This is a genomic window from Haloimpatiens myeolchijeotgali, assembly GCF_042688525.2.
Classification (GTDB): Bacteria; Bacillota; Clostridia; order Clostridiales; family Clostridiaceae; genus Haloimpatiens.
This window is the reverse complement of record NZ_JBHWAB010000001.1, coordinates 3327158-3344651: the sequence shown is the minus strand read 5'-3', so window position 1 is coordinate 3344651 and position 17494 is coordinate 3327158. Positions and strand designations below refer to the sequence as shown.

Here is a 17494-nt window from a genome sequence, read left to right as displayed (position 1 = left end):
TTTATTAAAACGTAAAAATAAAAAAAATTATTAATTTAATAGATTAAAACTTTAAAAAATGATAGAATTAAAGTAGTATTAATGCAAATCTTTTCTTTCAAAATGCAAGAGGAGTGAGAAAATATGAGAAGTACATATGAATCTAAGTTGAAGAGTGAAGAGATGGATTTTTTATTTGATGCTATTTTAAGCTTAAAGGATAAAGAAGAATGTTATAGATTTTTTGAAGATATATGTACTATTAATGAGATAAAAGCATTAGCACAGCGACTTCAAGTTGCAAAAATGCTTATCGAAAAGAGAACATATTTGGATATAGCAGATTCTACAGGAGCAAGTACAGCTACTATAAGTAGAGTGAATAGAGCATTAAATTATGGATGTGACGGATATAAAATTATATTAAAAAAACTAAAAGATTCTTCAAAATAAAATAATAATTATTAGCAGCCAATAGTAAGGTAAAAAGGCTGCTTTTATTTTTATATTTTTAAGTTTGATTAATTGGTTTATTGTCAAGTATAATAAAAGGAAGGATAAAATTAAATTATTATGTTAGATTAGAACCTTGAGTTTAGGAGGTATAAAATGGATTTGAAAGAGCTTTTGAATAAAGAACAATATGATGCAGCAACGACTATTGAAGGACCACTTTTAATATTAGCAGGAGCTGGATCAGGAAAAACTAGAGTATTAACATACAGAATAGCACATATGATACAGGATTTAGACATATATCCTTCAAGAATTCTAGCTATTACTTTTACAAATAAAGCAGCTGGAGAGATGAAAGAAAGGGTTAAAAAATTAGTTGGCGATGAAGTGAATCATATGTGGGTTTCAACTTTTCACTCAAGTTGTGTTAGAATTTTGAGAAGAGAAATAGATAAATTAGGATATAATAAAAACTTTGCTATATACGATAGCTATGATCAAAAGGTATTAATGAAAGAATGTATGAAAGAATTAAATATAAATGATAAAGACATAACTGATAAAGAAATTATTAATAAAATATCAGAACAAAAAAATAATTTAATATTTGCTGAGCAATTTAAAAAAGAAAATGAATCAAATTATAAACTAAACAAAATTGCAGATGTGTATATGCTATATCAAAAGAGACTTAAAAGTAATAATGCTTTAGATTTTGATGATTTGATATTTAAGACTGTAGAATTGTTTAACAAAGATAAGGAAACTTTAGAATTTTATCAAAGAAAATTTAAGTATATTATGGTAGATGAGTATCAAGATACTAATAGAGCTCAATATGAACTTGTAAAATTATTAGCTAGTGCCCATAGAAATATATGTGTTGTTGGAGATGATGACCAATGTATATATCAATGGAGAGGTGCAGACATTAGAAATATACTTGATTTTGAGAAAGATTATCCAGAAGCTAAAGTAGTAAAACTTGAACAAAATTATAGATCAAAAAGAAATATATTAAATGCTGCTAATGAAGTTATAAAAAATAATGCCCAAAGAAAAAGTAAGGCTCTTAGAACACAAAGTGAAGATGGAGAAAAAATAAAACTATACAGAGCATATTCTGATATAGATGAAGCATTATTTGTAACAAAACAGATAAGAGATATTAAACAAAAAGAAAATAGAAATTATAGAGATTTTGCTATATTATATAGAACTAATGCTCAATCACGTACATTTGAAGATATATTTATAAAAAATGGAGTACCTTATAGAATAATTGGTGGGTTAAAATTCTATGATAGAAAAGAAATAAAGGATATTCTAGGGTATTTAAAACTTATAAATAATCCAGTTGATGATATTAGTTTAAGAAGGGTAATAAATGTACCAAAACGTTCTATAGGTCAAACTACTGTAGGAAAAATTCAAGATTTTGCAAATCAAATAGAAGATTGTTTGTATAGTGTAATTCTTGATGTAGAAAATGTTCCTGGAATTGCTAAGAGAACTATTAATTCAATAAATAAGTTTACTAGTCTTATAAATAGTTTTATTGCTAAAAAAGATGAAATTTCAGTTTCAGAACTTATACAAGAGATATTAGATAAAACTGGATATATGGATGTATTAAAAAAATCAAATATGGTAGAAGATAAAGCTAGAATAGAAAATTTAAAAGAGCTTGTTTCTGCTGCAGTAGAATTTGAAAATACTTCAGAAGAAAAGACACTTTTTGCATTTTTAGAACAAGTAACATTAGTATCTGACATTGATAATTTTGATGAAGATGCAGATTCTGTAGTACTTATGACTGTTCACAGTGCAAAAGGACTTGAGTTCCCAATAGTTTTCATGGTAGGAATGGAAAATGGAATATTCCCTGGAATGGCATGTTTGAATAGTTTTACGGAAATGGAAGAGGCAAGAAGACTTTGCTATGTTGGTATTACAAGAGCAAAAGAGAATTTATATATGACTTCAGCAGAAAGTAGAAGGGTATTTGGTAGAACAGTTTGTTATGAAGTGTCTGATTTTATACAAGAAATACCTATGAGTTTGAAAGAAAATGTTAGTTTACTTGGCAATGACCCTCGTGTAGCTGCAAGAAAAAATATGAGATACAATGCACAAAACAACCCACATAGTATTGTTAATTTTAGGAATAATACTCCATTTAGTCAAGCAGCTGTAGAATCCTCAAGTTCAAGTAAAGATGAAGGTGAAATTGTTCCAGGAAGAAAAGTAAAGCATAAAGCCTTTGGTATTGGAACAGTAGTTGCTAAAAAAAATACAGAGAATGGAGTAAAAGTAACAATAGCTTTTGATAACTATGGTATAAAGAACTTGATTTTAGGCATGGCTCCAATAGAAGTTCTTTAAGTGTAAAAGCTTTATAAAATTGATAAGTATTATGAAGAGGGGGATTTAAAACTGTGAGCAATGATAAAATTCAAAAAATGAAAGAGTTAATAGATGAATTAAATAAATATGCTCAAGAATATTATGTGCTAGATAATCCTAGTATTTCAGATAAAGAGTATGATAAGATTTATGATAAACTTGTAAGCTTAGAAAAGGAAACAGGGGTAGTAATTCCATATTCTCCTACTCAAAGAGTTGGAGATGTGGTGTTATCTCAATTTGATAAATATACTCATAAAGCTAATCTTTGGAGTTTGGATAAGGCTCAAAGTATAAATGAACTTGTAGAATGGGACAATAGAAACAAGAAAGCTGTTGAAGCATATAATGCTGTACATTCTGATAAGCTTCCATCTTTAAAATATATTCTTACCAAAAAATTTGATGGTCTTACAGTTAATTGCACTTACAATGAAAAAGGAGTATTAGTAAAAGCTGCTACAAGAGGAACAGGAATTATTGGAGAAGATGTTACAGCACAGGTTAAGACTATAAAATCAATACCATTAATGATAGATAATAATGCAGTTATAGAAGTGCATGGAGAAGCAATTATGACAAAAGAAGCATTTGAAGCATATAATGAAAGTGCAAATATTCCTCTTAAAAATTTAAGAAATGGAGCAGCTGGAGCTTTAAGAAATTTAAATGCAAAAGAAACAGCAAAAAGAAATTTATCAGCTTTTTTCTATGATGTAGGTTACAATGAAGGATCTCCTTTTAAAAATTACATAGAAATGCTTAATTTTATAAAAGAAAAGGGACTTCCTATGGATGATTACGTAAAAGAATGTACTACCATGGAAGAAATACAAAAAGAAATTGAATATGTAGATAGTATAAGAGATGAATTGAATTATGATATTGATGGAGTAGTTATTGCAATAGATGATACTAAAACAAGAGAGATGTTAGGATATACAGTAAAATTTCCTAAATGGGCAATTGCGTTTAAGTTTGAAGCAGTAGAAGCTACTACAACACTTTTAGAGGTAGAATGGAATGTAGGTAGAAGTGGAAGAGTAAGTCCTACAGCAATTTTAGAACCAGTAGATATTGGAGGGGTTACAGTCAAGAGGGCCACTTTAAACAATATTGATGATATAAAAAGAAAAGGAGTAAGGCTTGGGTGTAGAGTATTTGTAAGACGTTCTAATGATGTTATTCCAGAAATTATGGGAATAGTAGAAGAAAGCTTAGAGGGGAGTAAGGAAATAAATCCACCTGAAGTCTGTCCATACTGTGGCAGTGAAATAATAAGAGAAGGGGTACACTATTTTTGTGAAAATACCTTATCATGTAAACCTCAACTTGTAAAAAGTATAGTTCATTTTGCCTCTAGAGAAGCAATGAATATAGCTGGTTTTAGTGAAAAAACAGCAGAACAACTTTTTGAATGTTTAAATATTAAAGCTATTTCAGATTTATATAAAATGGAGAAAGAAAAACTTTTAAATTTAGATAGATTTGGAGATAAAAAAGCTCAAAATTTAATAGATGCATTAGAAAAAAGTAAAAAATGTGATCTTCCATCATTTATTTATGCTCTTGGAATACCTAATGTTGGTAAGAAAACAGCTACAGATTTAGCTAAAACTTTTAAAAACTTTGATAGATTAACAAAGGCTAAATTTGAAGAATTAGTTATGATTCCAGATATAGGAGATACAGTAGCACAGTGCATAGTAGAATTTTTTGAAGATGAAAAGATAAATGAAAGTATACAAGAATTATTTAAAGTTGGAGTTGAACCATATTTTGAAGAAACTGAAGTAGTAGAAAATAATTTCAATGGAAAAACTGTTATAGTAACAGGCTCACTTCAAAAATACAGTAGAAGTGAAATCAAAGAAAAACTACAACAGTTAGGTGCAAAAGTTTCTAGTAGCGTAAGTAAAAAAACTGATTATGTAATCGTAGGAGAAAATCCAGGATCAAAATATGATAAAGCCGTACAACTTGGAATCAATATTATTTCAGAAGAAGAATTTGAAAAAATGATATAAATTCATAAAAAAATACAACAAAGTTTATTTAAGCTTAATATGAATATATTTTAGTATTTACAAAATTATGAAAAAATAATAATATAGAAGAAGCGGAAAGTAAGAGTGCATATATACTTTAAAACTGTCATTCTTTTTAGCTGACAGTTTAGTAAAATAAATGCTAAGCGGAGGAAGAAAAAATGAAAAAAATTGTTGATGTAGTGGGATGGGTATGTGTTGTTGTAACAGTAGCAATTTTGATAATGACATTACTAACTACATATCAATTCATTTATTTAAAGTATTTTAATACTTATAAGATAATTCAGATTTGTATATTTTTCACTATGATTACATGGGCAATAAAAATGTATATTCAAAAGTCTAATTCTACAAACATAGTATATCCATTGTTATGTATGATTTTAGCTGTTGGAACAATATTTTTTATGTATGTAGGAGTATATTAAAAAGCACAGGGTTATCCTGTGTTTTTTTATAATTTATTACCAAAGTGAAAGGTTTTTATGTAATATGTATTTTTGCTCTGTTAAATTGTAACCTTTTTTTAACTTTTGGTGTGGATAAATATAGTAATATATAGTAATATATAATATAATTGTATATAATACCATATGAGAAAATATTCGTAAAATAACTATATGATTAAAAAATATAATATATTAATTTAGGAAAATGGGGGAAGACTTATGAGGAGTAGATTTAAATTAATAAAAAAATGTACAAGCCTATTTATGATGGTATTTTTTATGTCTGCTTTTATAAATGTAGAAAATATAAAAGTTATCAAAGCAGCAGAAAGTAAAAATAATAGTGTAGTGAAAAGTGAAACTATATTACAAAAAGGAAATGTTGCTAAAGGTGTTGAGTATACTAAAAAGCAAATTAACCTTAAGGACAAGTCCTCTGATTTAAGAGAAACTGCTAATATTATAAAAGCAAATTTAAATGATAAATATGTAAAAATTGTTACAGCTAAAGCTAAAGAATCAATAAAAAGTGCTGAAAGGTTAAGTTTACAGATACAAAGAGAGACTAAAAAAGGTAAGAAAGTTGTAGCTGGTATAAATGGAGATATGTATTATACATCTACTTTTATGAATGTAGGCCCTCAAGTTAAAGATGGAAGATTACTTCTAAGTTATGGTTATAAGTCTGATGAAAAAACAATGCCTATATTTGGTATAGATAGTAATGGAAAGGCTTTTATTGATAAGTTAAATTTTAATGGAAATGTAAAAAATAGTGGTAATAATAAATCAATAAATATTGATACTGTAAATAGAGAACCACGTAATAGTCAGGTGTTAGTATACACAAAAGACTATACTGTTAATGGAAGAATCAATATTTCAAAATTAGATAAATCAACAGTGTATATGGTTGTAAGTGGAAATGAAGTCCCATTAAAGTTAGACAAACCTTTTGAAGGAAAAGTTGAACAAATAAATAATGGAAATAGGGATTACATAATAAAAGGAAATAAGATTGTTGTCGCAGCAAGTGGTGCTAAAGCAAAATTTATTAAAGATAATTTTAAAGTAGGTTCTAGAGCTTGTATACAAGTAGGATTTAGTAAAAAAGGTATTTCAGAACTTATGGGAGGATATAATTATTTAGTTTATAATGGTAGAGCACTATCAGAACAAGAGATGATAAATAAGGGTGCAGAAAGTTTTATTGTTAGAGCTAAGCATAAAGGAAGAACTGCTATAGGAATAACAGCAAAAAATGAAGTGGTAGCGATAACTGTTGATGGTGGTTATTCAAATAGCCAAAGTTATGGACTTACTCTTCCGGAAATGGCAAAAATAATGGAACATGAAAAAGTAGTTAAGGCCATAAATTTAGATGGTGGCGGTTCTACACAAATGAATGTAAGAGGAATTGGAAAAGGAAATTGTAGTGTAGTAAATAGACCGTCTGATGGACGTGAAAGAGGAATAACAAATTCTATTTTATTTTTAACTAATGCACCAAGAACAGATGAACTTTTAACTGTTAATGCAGGAGGAGACATAATAGCATATAAGGGAAGTAAGTATAAAATTTCATTAAAGGCTATAGATGCTAACTATAATGTATATGATTTTAAAAATCCACAAATCAAGTGGGAATGTAATCCTGAGTTAGGAACTATAAGTGAAGATGGAGTTTTTACAGCAGCTAATAAATCGGGACAAGGACAAATAACAGTAACGGTAAATGGCGTGAAAGATGTGGTTAATGTAAAAGTATTAGATGAAGTGTCAATGTTATCTATTGTATCTAATACAAACAAATTAGTTATGTCTAAAGGTGAAAGTAAAAAACTTAGTACTTGTGCAAAAACTAAAGATGGAAAAAGCATAGTATTAAATAATAATTGTACAAATTGGAAAGTTTCAGGGAATATAGGTACTATAGATAAAAGTGGATTATTTAAGGCTGTAGATAGAAAAGCAAAGGGCAAAATAATTGCACAGGTTGGAAATAAAAGTTGTAGTATAGATGTAGAAGTAGGTAAAGATCCAGTTCTTATTGATAATTTTGAACATGGTGATAATAAAATATATTATGTTAATGGATATATAGGTGGAATGGGAACAATAAGCACTGAAAATCAAAGAAGTGGTAGATATAGTTATAAAATAACATATAATTATGATTCTAAATGGAAAAGAAGATACAATGGAACTATAAATGTTATGCATAGGAGTAAAGATCAAAAAGGTACAAATATATCTTCAAAATATATAAGTGAAGCAAAACCTAAAAAAATAGGTATGTGGGTATGTGGAGATGGAAAGGCACCATGGTTAAGAGCTGTTTTAAAAAATAAAAATGGTGGAAGATATACAATTAATTTTGTAAATAGAGTCAATTGGAAAGGCTGGAAATATGTAGAGGCAGATGTACCAAGTCAAATAACAACGTCAGTACAATTAGATCATTTTTATTTTGTAGAAACAAATAAAAATTTACATTATAGTGGGAAAGTATATGTTGATGATATAAGATTTATATATTAATTTCTCGGGAAATAGCAAGAGTGTGTAATAATATGAGTATACTTTGTCCAATGAAAATTTGTAAAATATCTTAAAAAAATATGATTAGTTTAATAATAAAATCGAATGATAGTATGTCATTCGATTTTATTATTAAATTGAAGAGTAATAAGTTTTAAAATATTATTTATATGAATTTAGTTTTATTAAATGGAAAATTTAACAACAAATTTGTTATATACTTCTATTCTGTAAAAAATATATCTTTATGGTAAAATAAAAGTGTTATGTTATATAATAATAGACTGTAGCTGTTAAATAATTATATATAAATTTTAATTATATGGTATTTGTTTATAATATTAAAAGTTAAATTACCTTATCAAGTTGCTCAGTGTTTAGTATGATTCTGTTTTGAAAAAGAAATTATATAGGTAGTTAGTTGTGGATAAATATGTAAATAAGAAGTGAGGGATAATATGGCAGTTTCAAAGAAAGATGTAGAATATGTTGCAGAACTTGCAAGATTAAGTTTTACTGAAGAAGAAAAGGCTGGTCTTACAAATGATTTAAATAAAATTTTAGATTATATGGAAAAATTAAATCAGCTTGATACAGAAAATATAGATATAATAGTGAATCCATATTACATAGAGAATAAATACAGAGAAGATGAAATTAAAGAATCAATGAAGCTTGAAGATATTTTAAATAATGCTCCGGAAAAGTTAGAAGAATATGTAATGGTTCCAAAAGTTATAGATTGAACTTTGGGAGGTGAAAAATAGTCGCTACGGGAAATTAGTAATTGAAGGTGGGATATAATGCAAATACATAAGTTAACTGCCCATGAAATTAGGGATATGATAAATAAAAAGGAAATAAAAGCTGAGGAAGTTGCCAAAGCTTATTTAGATAGAATTAAAAATGTTGACGAAAAGTTAGGAGCTTTACTTTATGTTGCAAAGGAAGAAGCTTTAAATAATGCAAGATTAATAGATAAAAAAATAGCAGAAGGAGAAAATGCTGGAGAACTTGCAGGTATTCCTGTAGCTGTAAAAGATAATATAAATGTAACAGGTATGCAAAATACCTGTGCTTCTAAGATATTACAAGGATATACATCACCATATGATGCACATGTTACTAAACAATTAAAAAAAGATGGTGCTGTAATTATAGGAAAAGCTAATATGGATGAATTTGCAATGGGGTCTTCAAATGAAAATAGTGCATTTAAACTTGCAAGAAATCCATGGGATATTGATAGAGTACCAGGGGGATCCTCTGGTGGTTCAGCAGTGGCAGTAGCAGCGGGAGAAGCACCACTTGCACTTGGTACAGAAACAGGTGGTTCAGTAAGACAACCTGCTTCACTTTGTGGAGTAGTAGGATTAAAACCAACTTACGGTAGAGTATCAAGAAATGGAGTTGTTGCATTTGGTTCTACACTTGATCAAGTTGGAACAATGGGAAAAGACGTAGAAGATTGTGCAATACTTACAAAATGTATAGCTGGACTTGATAGCGGAGATTTTACAACTGCAGATGTAGAAGTTCCAAATTATAATAAATTTCTTACAAAAGATATAAAAGGTAAAAGAATAGCTATTCCAAACGAATTCTTTGGAGAAGGGTTAGATAGTGAAGTAAGAGCTAGAATTGAAGAATCAATACAAGTATTAAAACAAAATGGAGCAGTAGTAGAGGAGATATCACTTCCACTTGCAGAATATGCACTTGCAGATTATTATATAATAGCTTGTGCTGAAGCTTCATCAAACCTTGCAAGATTTGATGGTATAAGATATGGTCGTAGAGCAAAAGAATTTAAAGATTCTGTAGATATTTATTTTAAATCAAGAAGTGAAGGATTTGGAGAAGAAGTTAAAAGAAGAATAATACTTGGAACATATGTATTATCTACGGGTTATTATGATGCATATTATAAGAAAGCATTAAAGGTTAGAAATTTAATAAAACAAGATTTTGAAAGAGTTTTTAAACAATATGATGTAGTAGTATCTCCAACATCACCAACAACTGCATTTAAGATAGGTGAAAAAAAAGAAGATGTACTTTCAATGTACTTATCTGATATATATACAGTACCAGTAAATATAGCAGGACTTCCAGCAATATCAGTACCATGCGGCATGGCAAAAGGTCTTCCAGTAGGATTACAAATCATAGGAAATTATTTTGAAGAAGGAAAACTATTTAATTTAGCATATAGCTATGAACAATCTACTAACTGGCACAAAAACATGCCAAATGTGTAAAGGAAGGTGAAAAGTATGGAATTTGAAGCAGTCATAGGATTAGAAGTTCATACAGAGCTTGCAACAAAAACTAAAATATATTGCGGTTGTACAACAGAATTTGGTGGAAAACCTAATACACATGTTTGCCCTATATGTATGGGACTTCCAGGATCACTTCCACAATTGAATAAAAAAGTTGTTGAATATGGAATGAAAGCAGGACTTGCTTTAAATTGTTCAATAAATCAAGTAAGTAGAATGGATAGAAAAAATTATTTTTATCCGGATTGTCCTAAAAATTATCAAATAACTCAAGATGAAAAACCTCTTTGTCATGATGGATATATTGACATAGAATTAGAGAATGGTGAAACAAAAAGAATAGGAATTGAAAGAATTCATATAGAAGAAGATGCAGGAAAACTTTTACATACTAAATTTGGAACATTAGTTGACTACAATAGAGCAGGTGTACCACTTGCAGAAATAGTTTCAAAACCAGACTTAAGAAGTCCAAGAGAAGCTGTACTATATTTTGAAAGACTAAAGAGCATTTTACAAGCTAGTAAAATTTCAGATTGTAAAATGGAACAAGGTTCATTAAGATGTGATGCTAATATTTCTGTTAGAGAAAAAGGCAGTGAAAAATTTGGTATAAGGACAGAAATAAAAAATATGAATTCATTTAAGGCTTTAGAAAAGGCATTAAAATATGAATTTAAAAGACAAGTGGAAGCTGTTAAAAATGGTAAAAAATTAACTGTTGAAACGAGAAGATGGGATGAAACTAAAGGCATAACTGAAGTTATGAGAAGCAAGGAAGAAGCAAATGATTATAGATATTTTCCAGAAGGAGATCTTGTAGCAATAAATATACCAGATGAATGGATAGAAGAGATAAAAAATGATATACCTGAACTTCCACACGAGAAAGTAGAAAGATTTATAAAAGAATATGAAATACCAAAATATGATGCTGAAGTTGTAGTATTGTCAATGGATATGGGAAATTTCTTTGAAGAAACAGCAAAGAAAAGTGGAGATCCTAAGGCAGCATCTAACTGGATAATGGGAGATATTTCAAAATTAATGAATGAAGATGTAATAAGAGTAGAAGAGTTAAAATTCACTCCTATGCATTTAGCAAAATTAATAAAACTTATAAATGAAAAAACAATATCTAAGGCTATAGGTAAAAAAGTACTTGAGGAAATGTATAAGACAGGTGAAATGCCAGATAAGATAGTTAAAGATAAAGGATTAGTACAAAATAGTGATGAAGGTGCTATTTTAGAAGTGGTTAAAAAAGTACTTCAAGATAATACAAGTTCTATAGAAGACTATAAAAATGGTAAAACTAAAGTTATTGGATTTTTAGTAGGTCAAGTAATGAAAGCTACTAAAGGAAAAGCTAACCCTCAAATAGTTAATAAGTTACTTAACGAAGAAATTAAAAAATTATAACTCAACTTTTACAGGTTAAAAATACTATCTAGCGAAGGGAAATGATATATTGCGTAAGAAACATTTGAACAAAGTTTACAAGTTCTTAGCTTTACGAATTTGAAAAAAGTTATTTTTTAATTACTGATTCCTACGGAATATTAATTAAAAAATCTTTTTTCAATATAAGTAAAGCTTAGAACTTGTTACTGAAGTGAAAGGTTTCAGAGCAATATATCATTTCCCGTAGCGATTGTTTTTAACTGCGAAAGTTGAATTATAATAAAAGGCTTTTAGGACTCCTAACATATAGGAGTCCTTTAAATATCTTAAATATTTTTATTTTTTAATGAATTTTTTAGATAAAGTATTGTAAAAAATATAAACATATTAGGTTCACTATAAAATGAACTTCTACCTTGTTTGAAACATTCTTTTTTTCTATTGAAAGTTATATTTTTTATAAAAACAGGTGCAAGTTCTGTATTTTCAGGAGTAGATATATTTGGCATTATAAAGTTTATTTCATCTAGAAGATCTTCTGATTTTAATGAGAAATCTTTATACCTTTCAACATCATCTAAGTTAGGAGCTTCAGGCCAACTTAATATAATACCTGAGTTTACTATTTGATATTTAAATACATTATAAATTATATCATTATATTCATTAGTTTGTTTTATAGTAGAATAGGATAGTATGTCTAAAAAGTATAACATTATTTCTATAGAAGAAAAGTCTACTTTTTTATCATCATAAGAAGGACAAAAAATTCCTATATTATCATCATACATTTTTGTAAGATTTGAGAAAGTTTTATCTAAAGCATCGTTGATGTTCAAAAGATCTATATGTTTAAAGGATAAAATCAAATTTAAACAAGTTAGACATTTTTCTTTTAACGAGCGCTCGTCAGAAATTTGAGTATTTTTGCTTTCGTATTCATCAGTTAGAAGTTCACATAAATCAAGTAGTAATAATTTTCCATCTTCATTATCAGAATAATCATAAAATAAATTTAATGCAAAACATAGTTTATTTAATTCTTCAAAAGATAATTCATAAAGTTCATTTTTAAATTGTAAGAGCATATTTAGTATATCTAGTGAGAAGTTTCTAAATTCTTTGCTATATTTGTCATTCGATAACATGGAATACTTGTAAAAGGCTGCCATCAGTAATGCTTGGTCTGAGTATCTAAATTTAGAATTTTTATTTTCAAATTTGAAATCTTCAGAAAGTGTATCAGTAATATCTATTTTATTTACAAAGACACCTTCAGTATTTCTTAAATATGAAGCATAAAAAATTAGTTGGTTTTTACAAAGATTAAGATAAAGTACATAGTAGAGATATTTTTTATTGTCAATGTTTTTAAACTGTTCGTAGTACTCACATAATTCTAATAAACATAAACTCATGAATGCATTATTAGATATATTAATTTCTTTTTTTAGCTTTTCAGAGCTCCAAGTGAGAGTTTCATTATCATTTATAAGTTTTGAATCTCCCTTTTTATAAATACATAGTAGTGGAGAAAAATTTTCAATTATGTTAATATCGTTATTAGAAATATTTTTTAATTTTAAATCCTTTGAAGAAGCTAAAATTCCACATTTAGAGTTTAAAACTATGTTTTTAAAAGATTCTTTAGATAAGTGAAATAGCTGATTCATTATGTTATCTGTATTTAATGTATTCATTCTTAAAAAAGGACCTATATATTTCAATACACACACCACCCAAAATTAATCCTTATAAAAATATATGTAATTGAGGGTGAAATGTTGCTTGTCTATGTAAAAATAATACTTAAATAGTTAATGATTCAATTTTTGCAGGTGAAAACAATCGCTGTGGGAAATGATATCTTGATAGGAAACTTTTTATTTTAAAGATAATTAATAGTTAATAATGAATAATTAATAATTAAGGAAATTTTGCCTTGGGGCAAAATAACTAATATATAATTAATGATTTTTGCTAAATCAAAAATCAACCTTCATTATTCATTTTTAATTATTAATTCTTAATTGTATAATGTAGTGATTAACATAATTAAAGGATAAAATTTTAATAATGTATATAAACTTTATTATAAAAGAATATAAGGAGGAACTATATATGAAAAAATTAGTTGTTGCAAGTAATAATGCACACAAAATAGAAGAAATAAAACATATTTTATCTAAATTTGATATGGAAGTATTATCGTTAAAAGAAGTAGGAATAAACATAGATATAGAAGAGACAGGAATTACTTTTATGGAAAATGCATATATAAAGGCAAGTGAGATTTATAAAATAGTAGAAGATGCTATGGTGTTAGCGGACGATTCAGGCCTTATGGTAGATGCTTTAGAAGGAGCTCCAGGTGTATATTCAGCAAGATTTGCAGGAGAACACGGAAATTATAAGAAAAACAATGAAAAGTTGTTAGAAATGCTTCAAGGAATTAAGGAAGAAGAAAGAGGAGCTAAATTTGTTTGTGCCATGGTATTGATAGTAGATAGCGAAAGGGTAGTAAAAGTTGAAGGTGAAATAAAAGGACGTATAATAGAAAAAGAACGTGGTGAAAATGGATTTGGGTATGATCCTTTATTTTTTATTCCAGAATATAATATGACTTTTGCACAAATGGATTCTAAGCTGAAAAATTCAATAAGTCACAGAGCCAATGCGTTAAAAAAACTTGATGAAGAAGTGAAGAAGATAGTTAAGTAATTCAACTTTCGCAGGTGAAAAATAGTCGCTACGGGAAACGATATCTTGCTTAGAAACCTTTTACTTTAAAGATAATTAATAGTTAATAATGAATAATTAATAATAAAGGAAATTTTGCCTTAGGGCAAAATAACTAATATATAATTTAAAATTTTGCTAAAGCAAAAATCAACCTTCATTATTAATTTTTAATTATTAATTCTTAATTGATATTAAATGTTTCTTACGCAATATATCATTTTCATTCGCTATACAGTATTTTTTTACTACGAAAATTGAGTTAAATAATAATTATAACATAGGAGGAATAAAAGTGCTTATAGGAGTGATAAGTGACACACATAGGCAATTAACTTGTATAAGTAGAATAGAAGAAATATTTAAGGATGTTGATTTGATAATACATCTAGGAGATAATGTGAGAGATGTAGAGGAGTTATCAAATCACTTTAAGTGTAAAATTATAAATGTTAGAGGTAATTGTGATTTTACGTCTAGAGTACCAAGTGAGAGGATAGAAATAGTAAATGGTAAAAAGATATTAATTACTCATGGAGATGCGTATGGTGTTAAATATGATTTGAGTAGATTAAGATATAGAGCATTGGAAGAAGAAATAGATATAGTATTATTTGGACATACACATTGTTCCATGGCAGAATATATAGAAGGTATATGGTATATAAATCCTGGAAGTCCATCACTACCAAGAAATGGGCAAAAGAGCGTAGCAATTTTGAAAATTGAGAATGGTATGACAGATGTATCCATAGTAGGTATTTAATAAAAAAAAGCAAAAAAATATTAAAAAGGTATTGACGAATTTAAAAGTATAGTGTAGAATAATCATTGTCGTCGGGAACAAAACGAAAAACAAAATAAACTTTCAAGTAAGGAAGTAACAAAGTTTAGAAGTTAGTTTCTAAAGGCAATGATTGCCGGGGTGTGGCGCAGATGGGAGCGCGCGTGGTTTGGGACCATGAGGCCGCAGGTTCAAGCCCTGTCACCCCGACCAATAACAAAATATATGCGGGTGTAGCTCAATGGTAGAGCCCCAGCCTTCCAAGCTGGTTACGAGGGTTCGATTCCCTTCACCCGCTCCATGATGCGTCTTTAGCTCAGTTGGATAGAGCAACGGCCTTCTAAGCCGTGGGCCAGGGGTTCGAATCCCTTAAGACGCACCAGATGTGCACCATTAGCTCAGTTGGTAGAGCACCTGACTCTTAATCAGGGTGCCCAGGGTTCGAATCCCTGATGGCGCACCAGTTAATTTAATAATAATGTGGTGGATGTAGTTCAGCTGGTAGAGCACCAGATTGTGGCTCTGGGTGTCGTGGGTTCGAATCCCATCATTCACCCCATATTGGGATGTCGCCAAGCGGTAAGGCACAGGATTTTGATTCCTGCATCCGCAGGTTCGAACCCTGCCATCCCAGCCAATATGATTTACTAGCTCAGTTGGTAGAGCACATGACTTTTAATCATGGTGTCCGGGGTTCGATTCCCCGGTAGATCACCAAAAATGTATAAAATGCAGGTGTGGCGGAATTGGCAGACGCACTAGACTTAGGATCTAGCGCCTATGGCGTGGGGGTTCGACTCCCTTCACCTGCACCAATAAAAACATAAATATGCGGAAGTGGCTCAGTTGGTAGAGCACCACCTTGCCAAGGTGGATGTCGCGGGTTCGAGTCCCGTCTTCCGCTCCAATATGCGGGTGTAGCTCAATGGTAGAGCCCCAGCCTTCCAAGCTGGTTACGAGGGTTCGATTCCCTTCACCCGCTCCAAGGATGCGTCTTTAGCTCAGTTGGATAGAGCAACGGCCTTCTAAGCCGTGGGCCAGGGGTTCGAATCCCTTAAGACGCACCAGATTTTAAAGTTAAGTTAATAATGCCGGGGTGTGGCGCAGATGGGAGCGCGCGTGGTTTGGGACCATGAGGCCGCAGGTTCAAGCCCTGTCACCCCGACCAAAAAAACAAAATATATGCGGGTGTAGCTCAATGGTAGAGCCCCAGCCTTCCAAGCTGGTTACGAGGGTTCGATTCCCTTCACCCGCTCCAAAGTATGCGTCTTTAGCTCAGTTGGATAGAGCAACGGCCTTCTAAGCCGTGGGCCAGGGGTTCGAATCCCTTAAGACGCACCAATTGTGCACCATTAGCTCAGTTGGTAGAGCACCTGACTCTTAATCAGGGTGCCCAGGGTTCGAATCCCTGATGGCGCACCATTAACAAAATAACTAAAAAATAATTAATGTGGTGGATGTAGTTCAGCTGGTAGAGCACCAGATTGTGGCTCTGGGTGTCGTGGGTTCGAATCCCATCATTCACCCCATATTGGGATGTCGCCAAGCGGTAAGGCACAGGATTTTGATTCCTGCATCCGCAGGTTCGAATCCTGCCATCCCAGCCAATATGATTTACTAGCTCAGTTGGTAGAGCACATGACTTTTAATCATGGTGTCCGGGGTTCGATTCCCCGGTAGATCACCAAAAATGTATAAAATGCAGGTGTGGCGGAATTGGCAGACGCACTAGACTTAGGATCTAGCGCCTATGGCGTGGGGGTTCGACTCCCTTCACCTGCACCAATAAAAATATAAATATGCGGAAGTGGCTCAGTTGGTAGAGCGCCACCTTGCCAAGGTGGATGTCGCGGGTTCGAGTCCCGTCTTCCGCTCCAATATGCGGGTGTAGCTCAATGGTAGAGCCCCAGCCTTCCAAGCTGGTTACGAGGGTTCGATTCCCTTCACCCGCTCCATAATGCGTCTTTGGTTTAATTAGATTTAAGCTACAAGGCGCATTATTCATGAAAATGAAAAATTGTTGCGCTCATAGCTCAGTTGGATAGAGTGACAGACTTCGAATCTGGAGGTCGGGGGTTCGACTCCCTCTGGGCGCACCAGTACATATTTTTTTGGGCAAAACGTAGGGCACCTTGGCCTCACAAGAACTGTAAATCTTGTGGGGCAATTTTCTTTTTGCAATAAAATATCCAGAATTTTTAGGTATAAATCAAGGCTTAGAGAAGTACTAAAACTTCTCTAAGCCTTGATTTTTTTCTTTTAGACATTGATTCTCCCCTAGTTTTATGTAAATTAAAACAAATCATAATAAAACAAGGCATTTAAATGCGGTTAAATTTTTAAAAAGCAAGTTAGATGAGGCTTTGGATGAATTAACTAATTTGAATCTGAAAGCGTTTA

The 17494-nt window shown here is 30.5% G+C and carries 11 protein-coding genes and 22 tRNA genes; 32 read left to right on the top strand and 1 reads right to left on the bottom strand.

All coding sequences use genetic code 11. From position 1 onward, the window contains the following. Nucleotides 1-123 precede the first annotated feature (123 nt). The 8 genes from ACFIJ5_RS15025 to gatB all read left to right on the top strand — a co-directional run bounded on the left by ACFIJ5_RS15025 (nucleotide 124) and on the right by gatB (nucleotide 11589). Nucleotides 124-432, top strand: coding sequence for a YerC/YecD family TrpR-related protein (locus ACFIJ5_RS15025; protein WP_379808433.1), 309 nt, complete (start codon nucleotides 124-126; stop codon nucleotides 430-432). Between the two features lie 156 nt (nucleotides 433-588). Beyond that, complete coding sequence (pcrA, locus tag ACFIJ5_RS15020; protein ID WP_379808431.1) at nucleotides 589-2820, top strand: DNA helicase PcrA; 2232 nt, start codon at nucleotides 589-591, stop codon at nucleotides 2818-2820. Nucleotides 2821-2897: 77 nt separating this feature from the next. After that, nucleotides 2898-4868 (top strand): NAD-dependent DNA ligase LigA, encoded by a 1971-nt coding sequence (gene ligA, locus ACFIJ5_RS15015; protein WP_379809626.1) that lies wholly within the window; start codon nucleotides 2898-2900, stop codon nucleotides 4866-4868. Nucleotides 4869-5050: 182 nt separating this feature from the next. Beyond that, on the top strand, nucleotides 5051-5320 hold the full coding sequence (locus ACFIJ5_RS15010) for a hypothetical protein (RefSeq protein WP_379808429.1): 270 nt from the start codon (nucleotides 5051-5053) through the stop codon (nucleotides 5318-5320). 240 nt (nucleotides 5321-5560) lie between these two features. Beyond that, entirely contained in the window at nucleotides 5561-7882 is a 2322-nt protein-coding gene (locus ACFIJ5_RS15005) for a phosphodiester glycosidase family protein (RefSeq protein ID WP_379808427.1), read from the top strand. Nucleotides 7883-8340: 458 nt separating this feature from the next. Continuing rightward, the gene (gene gatC, locus ACFIJ5_RS15000) at nucleotides 8341-8628 is read left to right on the top strand and encodes an Asp-tRNA(Asn)/Glu-tRNA(Gln) amidotransferase subunit GatC (RefSeq protein WP_379808425.1); all 288 of its coding nucleotides are present in this window, start codon (nucleotides 8341-8343) and stop codon (nucleotides 8626-8628) included. A gap of 57 nt (nucleotides 8629-8685) precedes the next feature. Then, nucleotides 8686-10143, top strand: a complete 1458-nt coding sequence (gene gatA / locus ACFIJ5_RS14995; protein WP_379808423.1) for an Asp-tRNA(Asn)/Glu-tRNA(Gln) amidotransferase subunit GatA — start codon at nucleotides 8686-8688, stop codon at nucleotides 10141-10143. Between the two features lie 15 nt (nucleotides 10144-10158). Next, nucleotides 10159-11589: an Asp-tRNA(Asn)/Glu-tRNA(Gln) amidotransferase subunit GatB gene (gatB, locus tag ACFIJ5_RS14990; protein WP_379808421.1), complete on the top strand. Its 1431-nt coding sequence runs from the start codon at nucleotides 10159-10161 to the stop codon at nucleotides 11587-11589. A 308-nt stretch (nucleotides 11590-11897) separates the two neighbouring features. Here gatB and ACFIJ5_RS14985 read toward each other — a convergent pair whose 3' ends face one another. Further along, nucleotides 11898-13307 (bottom strand): hypothetical protein, encoded by a 1410-nt coding sequence (locus ACFIJ5_RS14985; RefSeq protein WP_379809625.1) that lies wholly within the window; start codon nucleotides 13305-13307, stop codon nucleotides 11898-11900. 385 nt (nucleotides 13308-13692) lie between these two features. Between ACFIJ5_RS14985 and ACFIJ5_RS14980 the strand changes: the two genes are divergently transcribed. From ACFIJ5_RS14980 to ACFIJ5_RS14865, 24 genes are all read left to right on the top strand, one after another. Next, entirely contained in the window at nucleotides 13693-14292 is a 600-nt protein-coding gene (locus tag ACFIJ5_RS14980) for an XTP/dITP diphosphatase (RefSeq protein WP_379808419.1), read from the top strand. A 313-nt stretch (nucleotides 14293-14605) separates the two neighbouring features. Continuing rightward, a complete protein-coding gene (locus tag ACFIJ5_RS14975) occupies nucleotides 14606-15076 on the top strand; it encodes a metallophosphoesterase (RefSeq protein ID WP_379808417.1) in 471 nt (156 codons plus the stop codon). Nucleotides 15077-15231: 155 nt separating this feature from the next. After that, a tRNA-Pro gene (locus ACFIJ5_RS14970) sits at nucleotides 15232-15307 on the top strand. A gap of 14 nt (nucleotides 15308-15321) precedes the next feature. Then, nucleotides 15322-15395 (top strand) — tRNA-Gly (locus ACFIJ5_RS14965). A gap of 4 nt (nucleotides 15396-15399) precedes the next feature. Beyond that, nucleotides 15400-15476 (top strand) — tRNA-Arg (locus ACFIJ5_RS14960). 5 nt (nucleotides 15477-15481) lie between these two features. After that, nucleotides 15482-15557, top strand: a tRNA-Lys gene (locus tag ACFIJ5_RS14955). 20 nt (nucleotides 15558-15577) lie between these two features. Then, nucleotides 15578-15653: transfer RNA gene (locus ACFIJ5_RS14950), tRNA-His, on the top strand. A gap of 3 nt (nucleotides 15654-15656) precedes the next feature. Beyond that, nucleotides 15657-15731: transfer RNA gene (locus ACFIJ5_RS14945), tRNA-Gln, on the top strand. A gap of 4 nt (nucleotides 15732-15735) precedes the next feature. Then, nucleotides 15736-15811: transfer RNA gene (locus ACFIJ5_RS14940), tRNA-Lys, on the top strand. Nucleotides 15812-15825: 14 nt separating this feature from the next. Then, nucleotides 15826-15909, top strand: a tRNA-Leu gene (locus ACFIJ5_RS14935). A 16-nt stretch (nucleotides 15910-15925) separates the two neighbouring features. Then, nucleotides 15926-16001 (top strand) — tRNA-Gly (locus tag ACFIJ5_RS14930). A gap of 4 nt (nucleotides 16002-16005) precedes the next feature. Next, a tRNA-Gly gene (locus ACFIJ5_RS14925) sits at nucleotides 16006-16079 on the top strand. Nucleotides 16080-16084: 5 nt separating this feature from the next. Then, nucleotides 16085-16161 (top strand) — tRNA-Arg (locus ACFIJ5_RS14920). A 25-nt stretch (nucleotides 16162-16186) separates the two neighbouring features. Continuing rightward, nucleotides 16187-16262, top strand: a tRNA-Pro gene (locus ACFIJ5_RS14915). 16 nt (nucleotides 16263-16278) lie between these two features. Continuing rightward, a tRNA-Gly gene (locus ACFIJ5_RS14910) sits at nucleotides 16279-16352 on the top strand. Nucleotides 16353-16358: 6 nt separating this feature from the next. Continuing rightward, nucleotides 16359-16435, top strand: a tRNA-Arg gene (locus ACFIJ5_RS14905). A gap of 5 nt (nucleotides 16436-16440) precedes the next feature. Continuing rightward, nucleotides 16441-16516 (top strand) — tRNA-Lys (locus ACFIJ5_RS14900). Nucleotides 16517-16547: 31 nt separating this feature from the next. Continuing rightward, nucleotides 16548-16623: transfer RNA gene (locus ACFIJ5_RS14895), tRNA-His, on the top strand. Between the two features lie 3 nt (nucleotides 16624-16626). Continuing rightward, nucleotides 16627-16701 (top strand) — tRNA-Gln (locus ACFIJ5_RS14890). A gap of 4 nt (nucleotides 16702-16705) precedes the next feature. Beyond that, nucleotides 16706-16781, top strand: a tRNA-Lys gene (locus ACFIJ5_RS14885). A 14-nt stretch (nucleotides 16782-16795) separates the two neighbouring features. Next, a tRNA-Leu gene (locus ACFIJ5_RS14880) sits at nucleotides 16796-16879 on the top strand. 16 nt (nucleotides 16880-16895) lie between these two features. Beyond that, nucleotides 16896-16971, top strand: a tRNA-Gly gene (locus ACFIJ5_RS14875). A 4-nt stretch (nucleotides 16972-16975) separates the two neighbouring features. After that, nucleotides 16976-17049: transfer RNA gene (locus tag ACFIJ5_RS14870), tRNA-Gly, on the top strand. Nucleotides 17050-17116: 67 nt separating this feature from the next. After that, nucleotides 17117-17193 (top strand) — tRNA-Arg (locus tag ACFIJ5_RS14865). Nucleotides 17194-17494 lie beyond the last annotated feature (301 nt).

Excerpts from the sequence above, each read along its gene's own strand:
- ACFIJ5_RS15025 (WP_379808433.1), top strand. The coding sequence starts at position 124 with ATGAGAAGTACATATGAATCTAAGTTGAAGAGTGAAGAGATGGATTTT.
- pcrA (WP_379808431.1), top strand. The coding sequence starts at position 589 with ATGGATTTGAAAGAGCTTTTGAATAAAGAACAATATGATGCAGCAACG.
- ligA (WP_379809626.1), top strand. The coding sequence starts at position 2,898 with ATGAAAGAGTTAATAGATGAATTAAATAAATATGCTCAAGAATATTAT.
- ACFIJ5_RS15010 (WP_379808429.1), top strand. The coding sequence starts at position 5,051 with ATGAAAAAAATTGTTGATGTAGTGGGATGGGTATGTGTTGTTGTAACA.
- ACFIJ5_RS15005 (WP_379808427.1), top strand. The coding sequence starts at position 5,561 with ATGAGGAGTAGATTTAAATTAATAAAAAAATGTACAAGCCTATTTATG.
- gatC (WP_379808425.1), top strand. The coding sequence starts at position 8,341 with ATGGCAGTTTCAAAGAAAGATGTAGAATATGTTGCAGAACTTGCAAGA.
- gatA (WP_379808423.1), top strand. The coding sequence starts at position 8,686 with ATGCAAATACATAAGTTAACTGCCCATGAAATTAGGGATATGATAAAT.
- gatB (WP_379808421.1), top strand. The coding sequence starts at position 10,159 with ATGGAATTTGAAGCAGTCATAGGATTAGAAGTTCATACAGAGCTTGCA.
- ACFIJ5_RS14980 (WP_379808419.1), top strand. The coding sequence starts at position 13,693 with ATGAAAAAATTAGTTGTTGCAAGTAATAATGCACACAAAATAGAAGAA.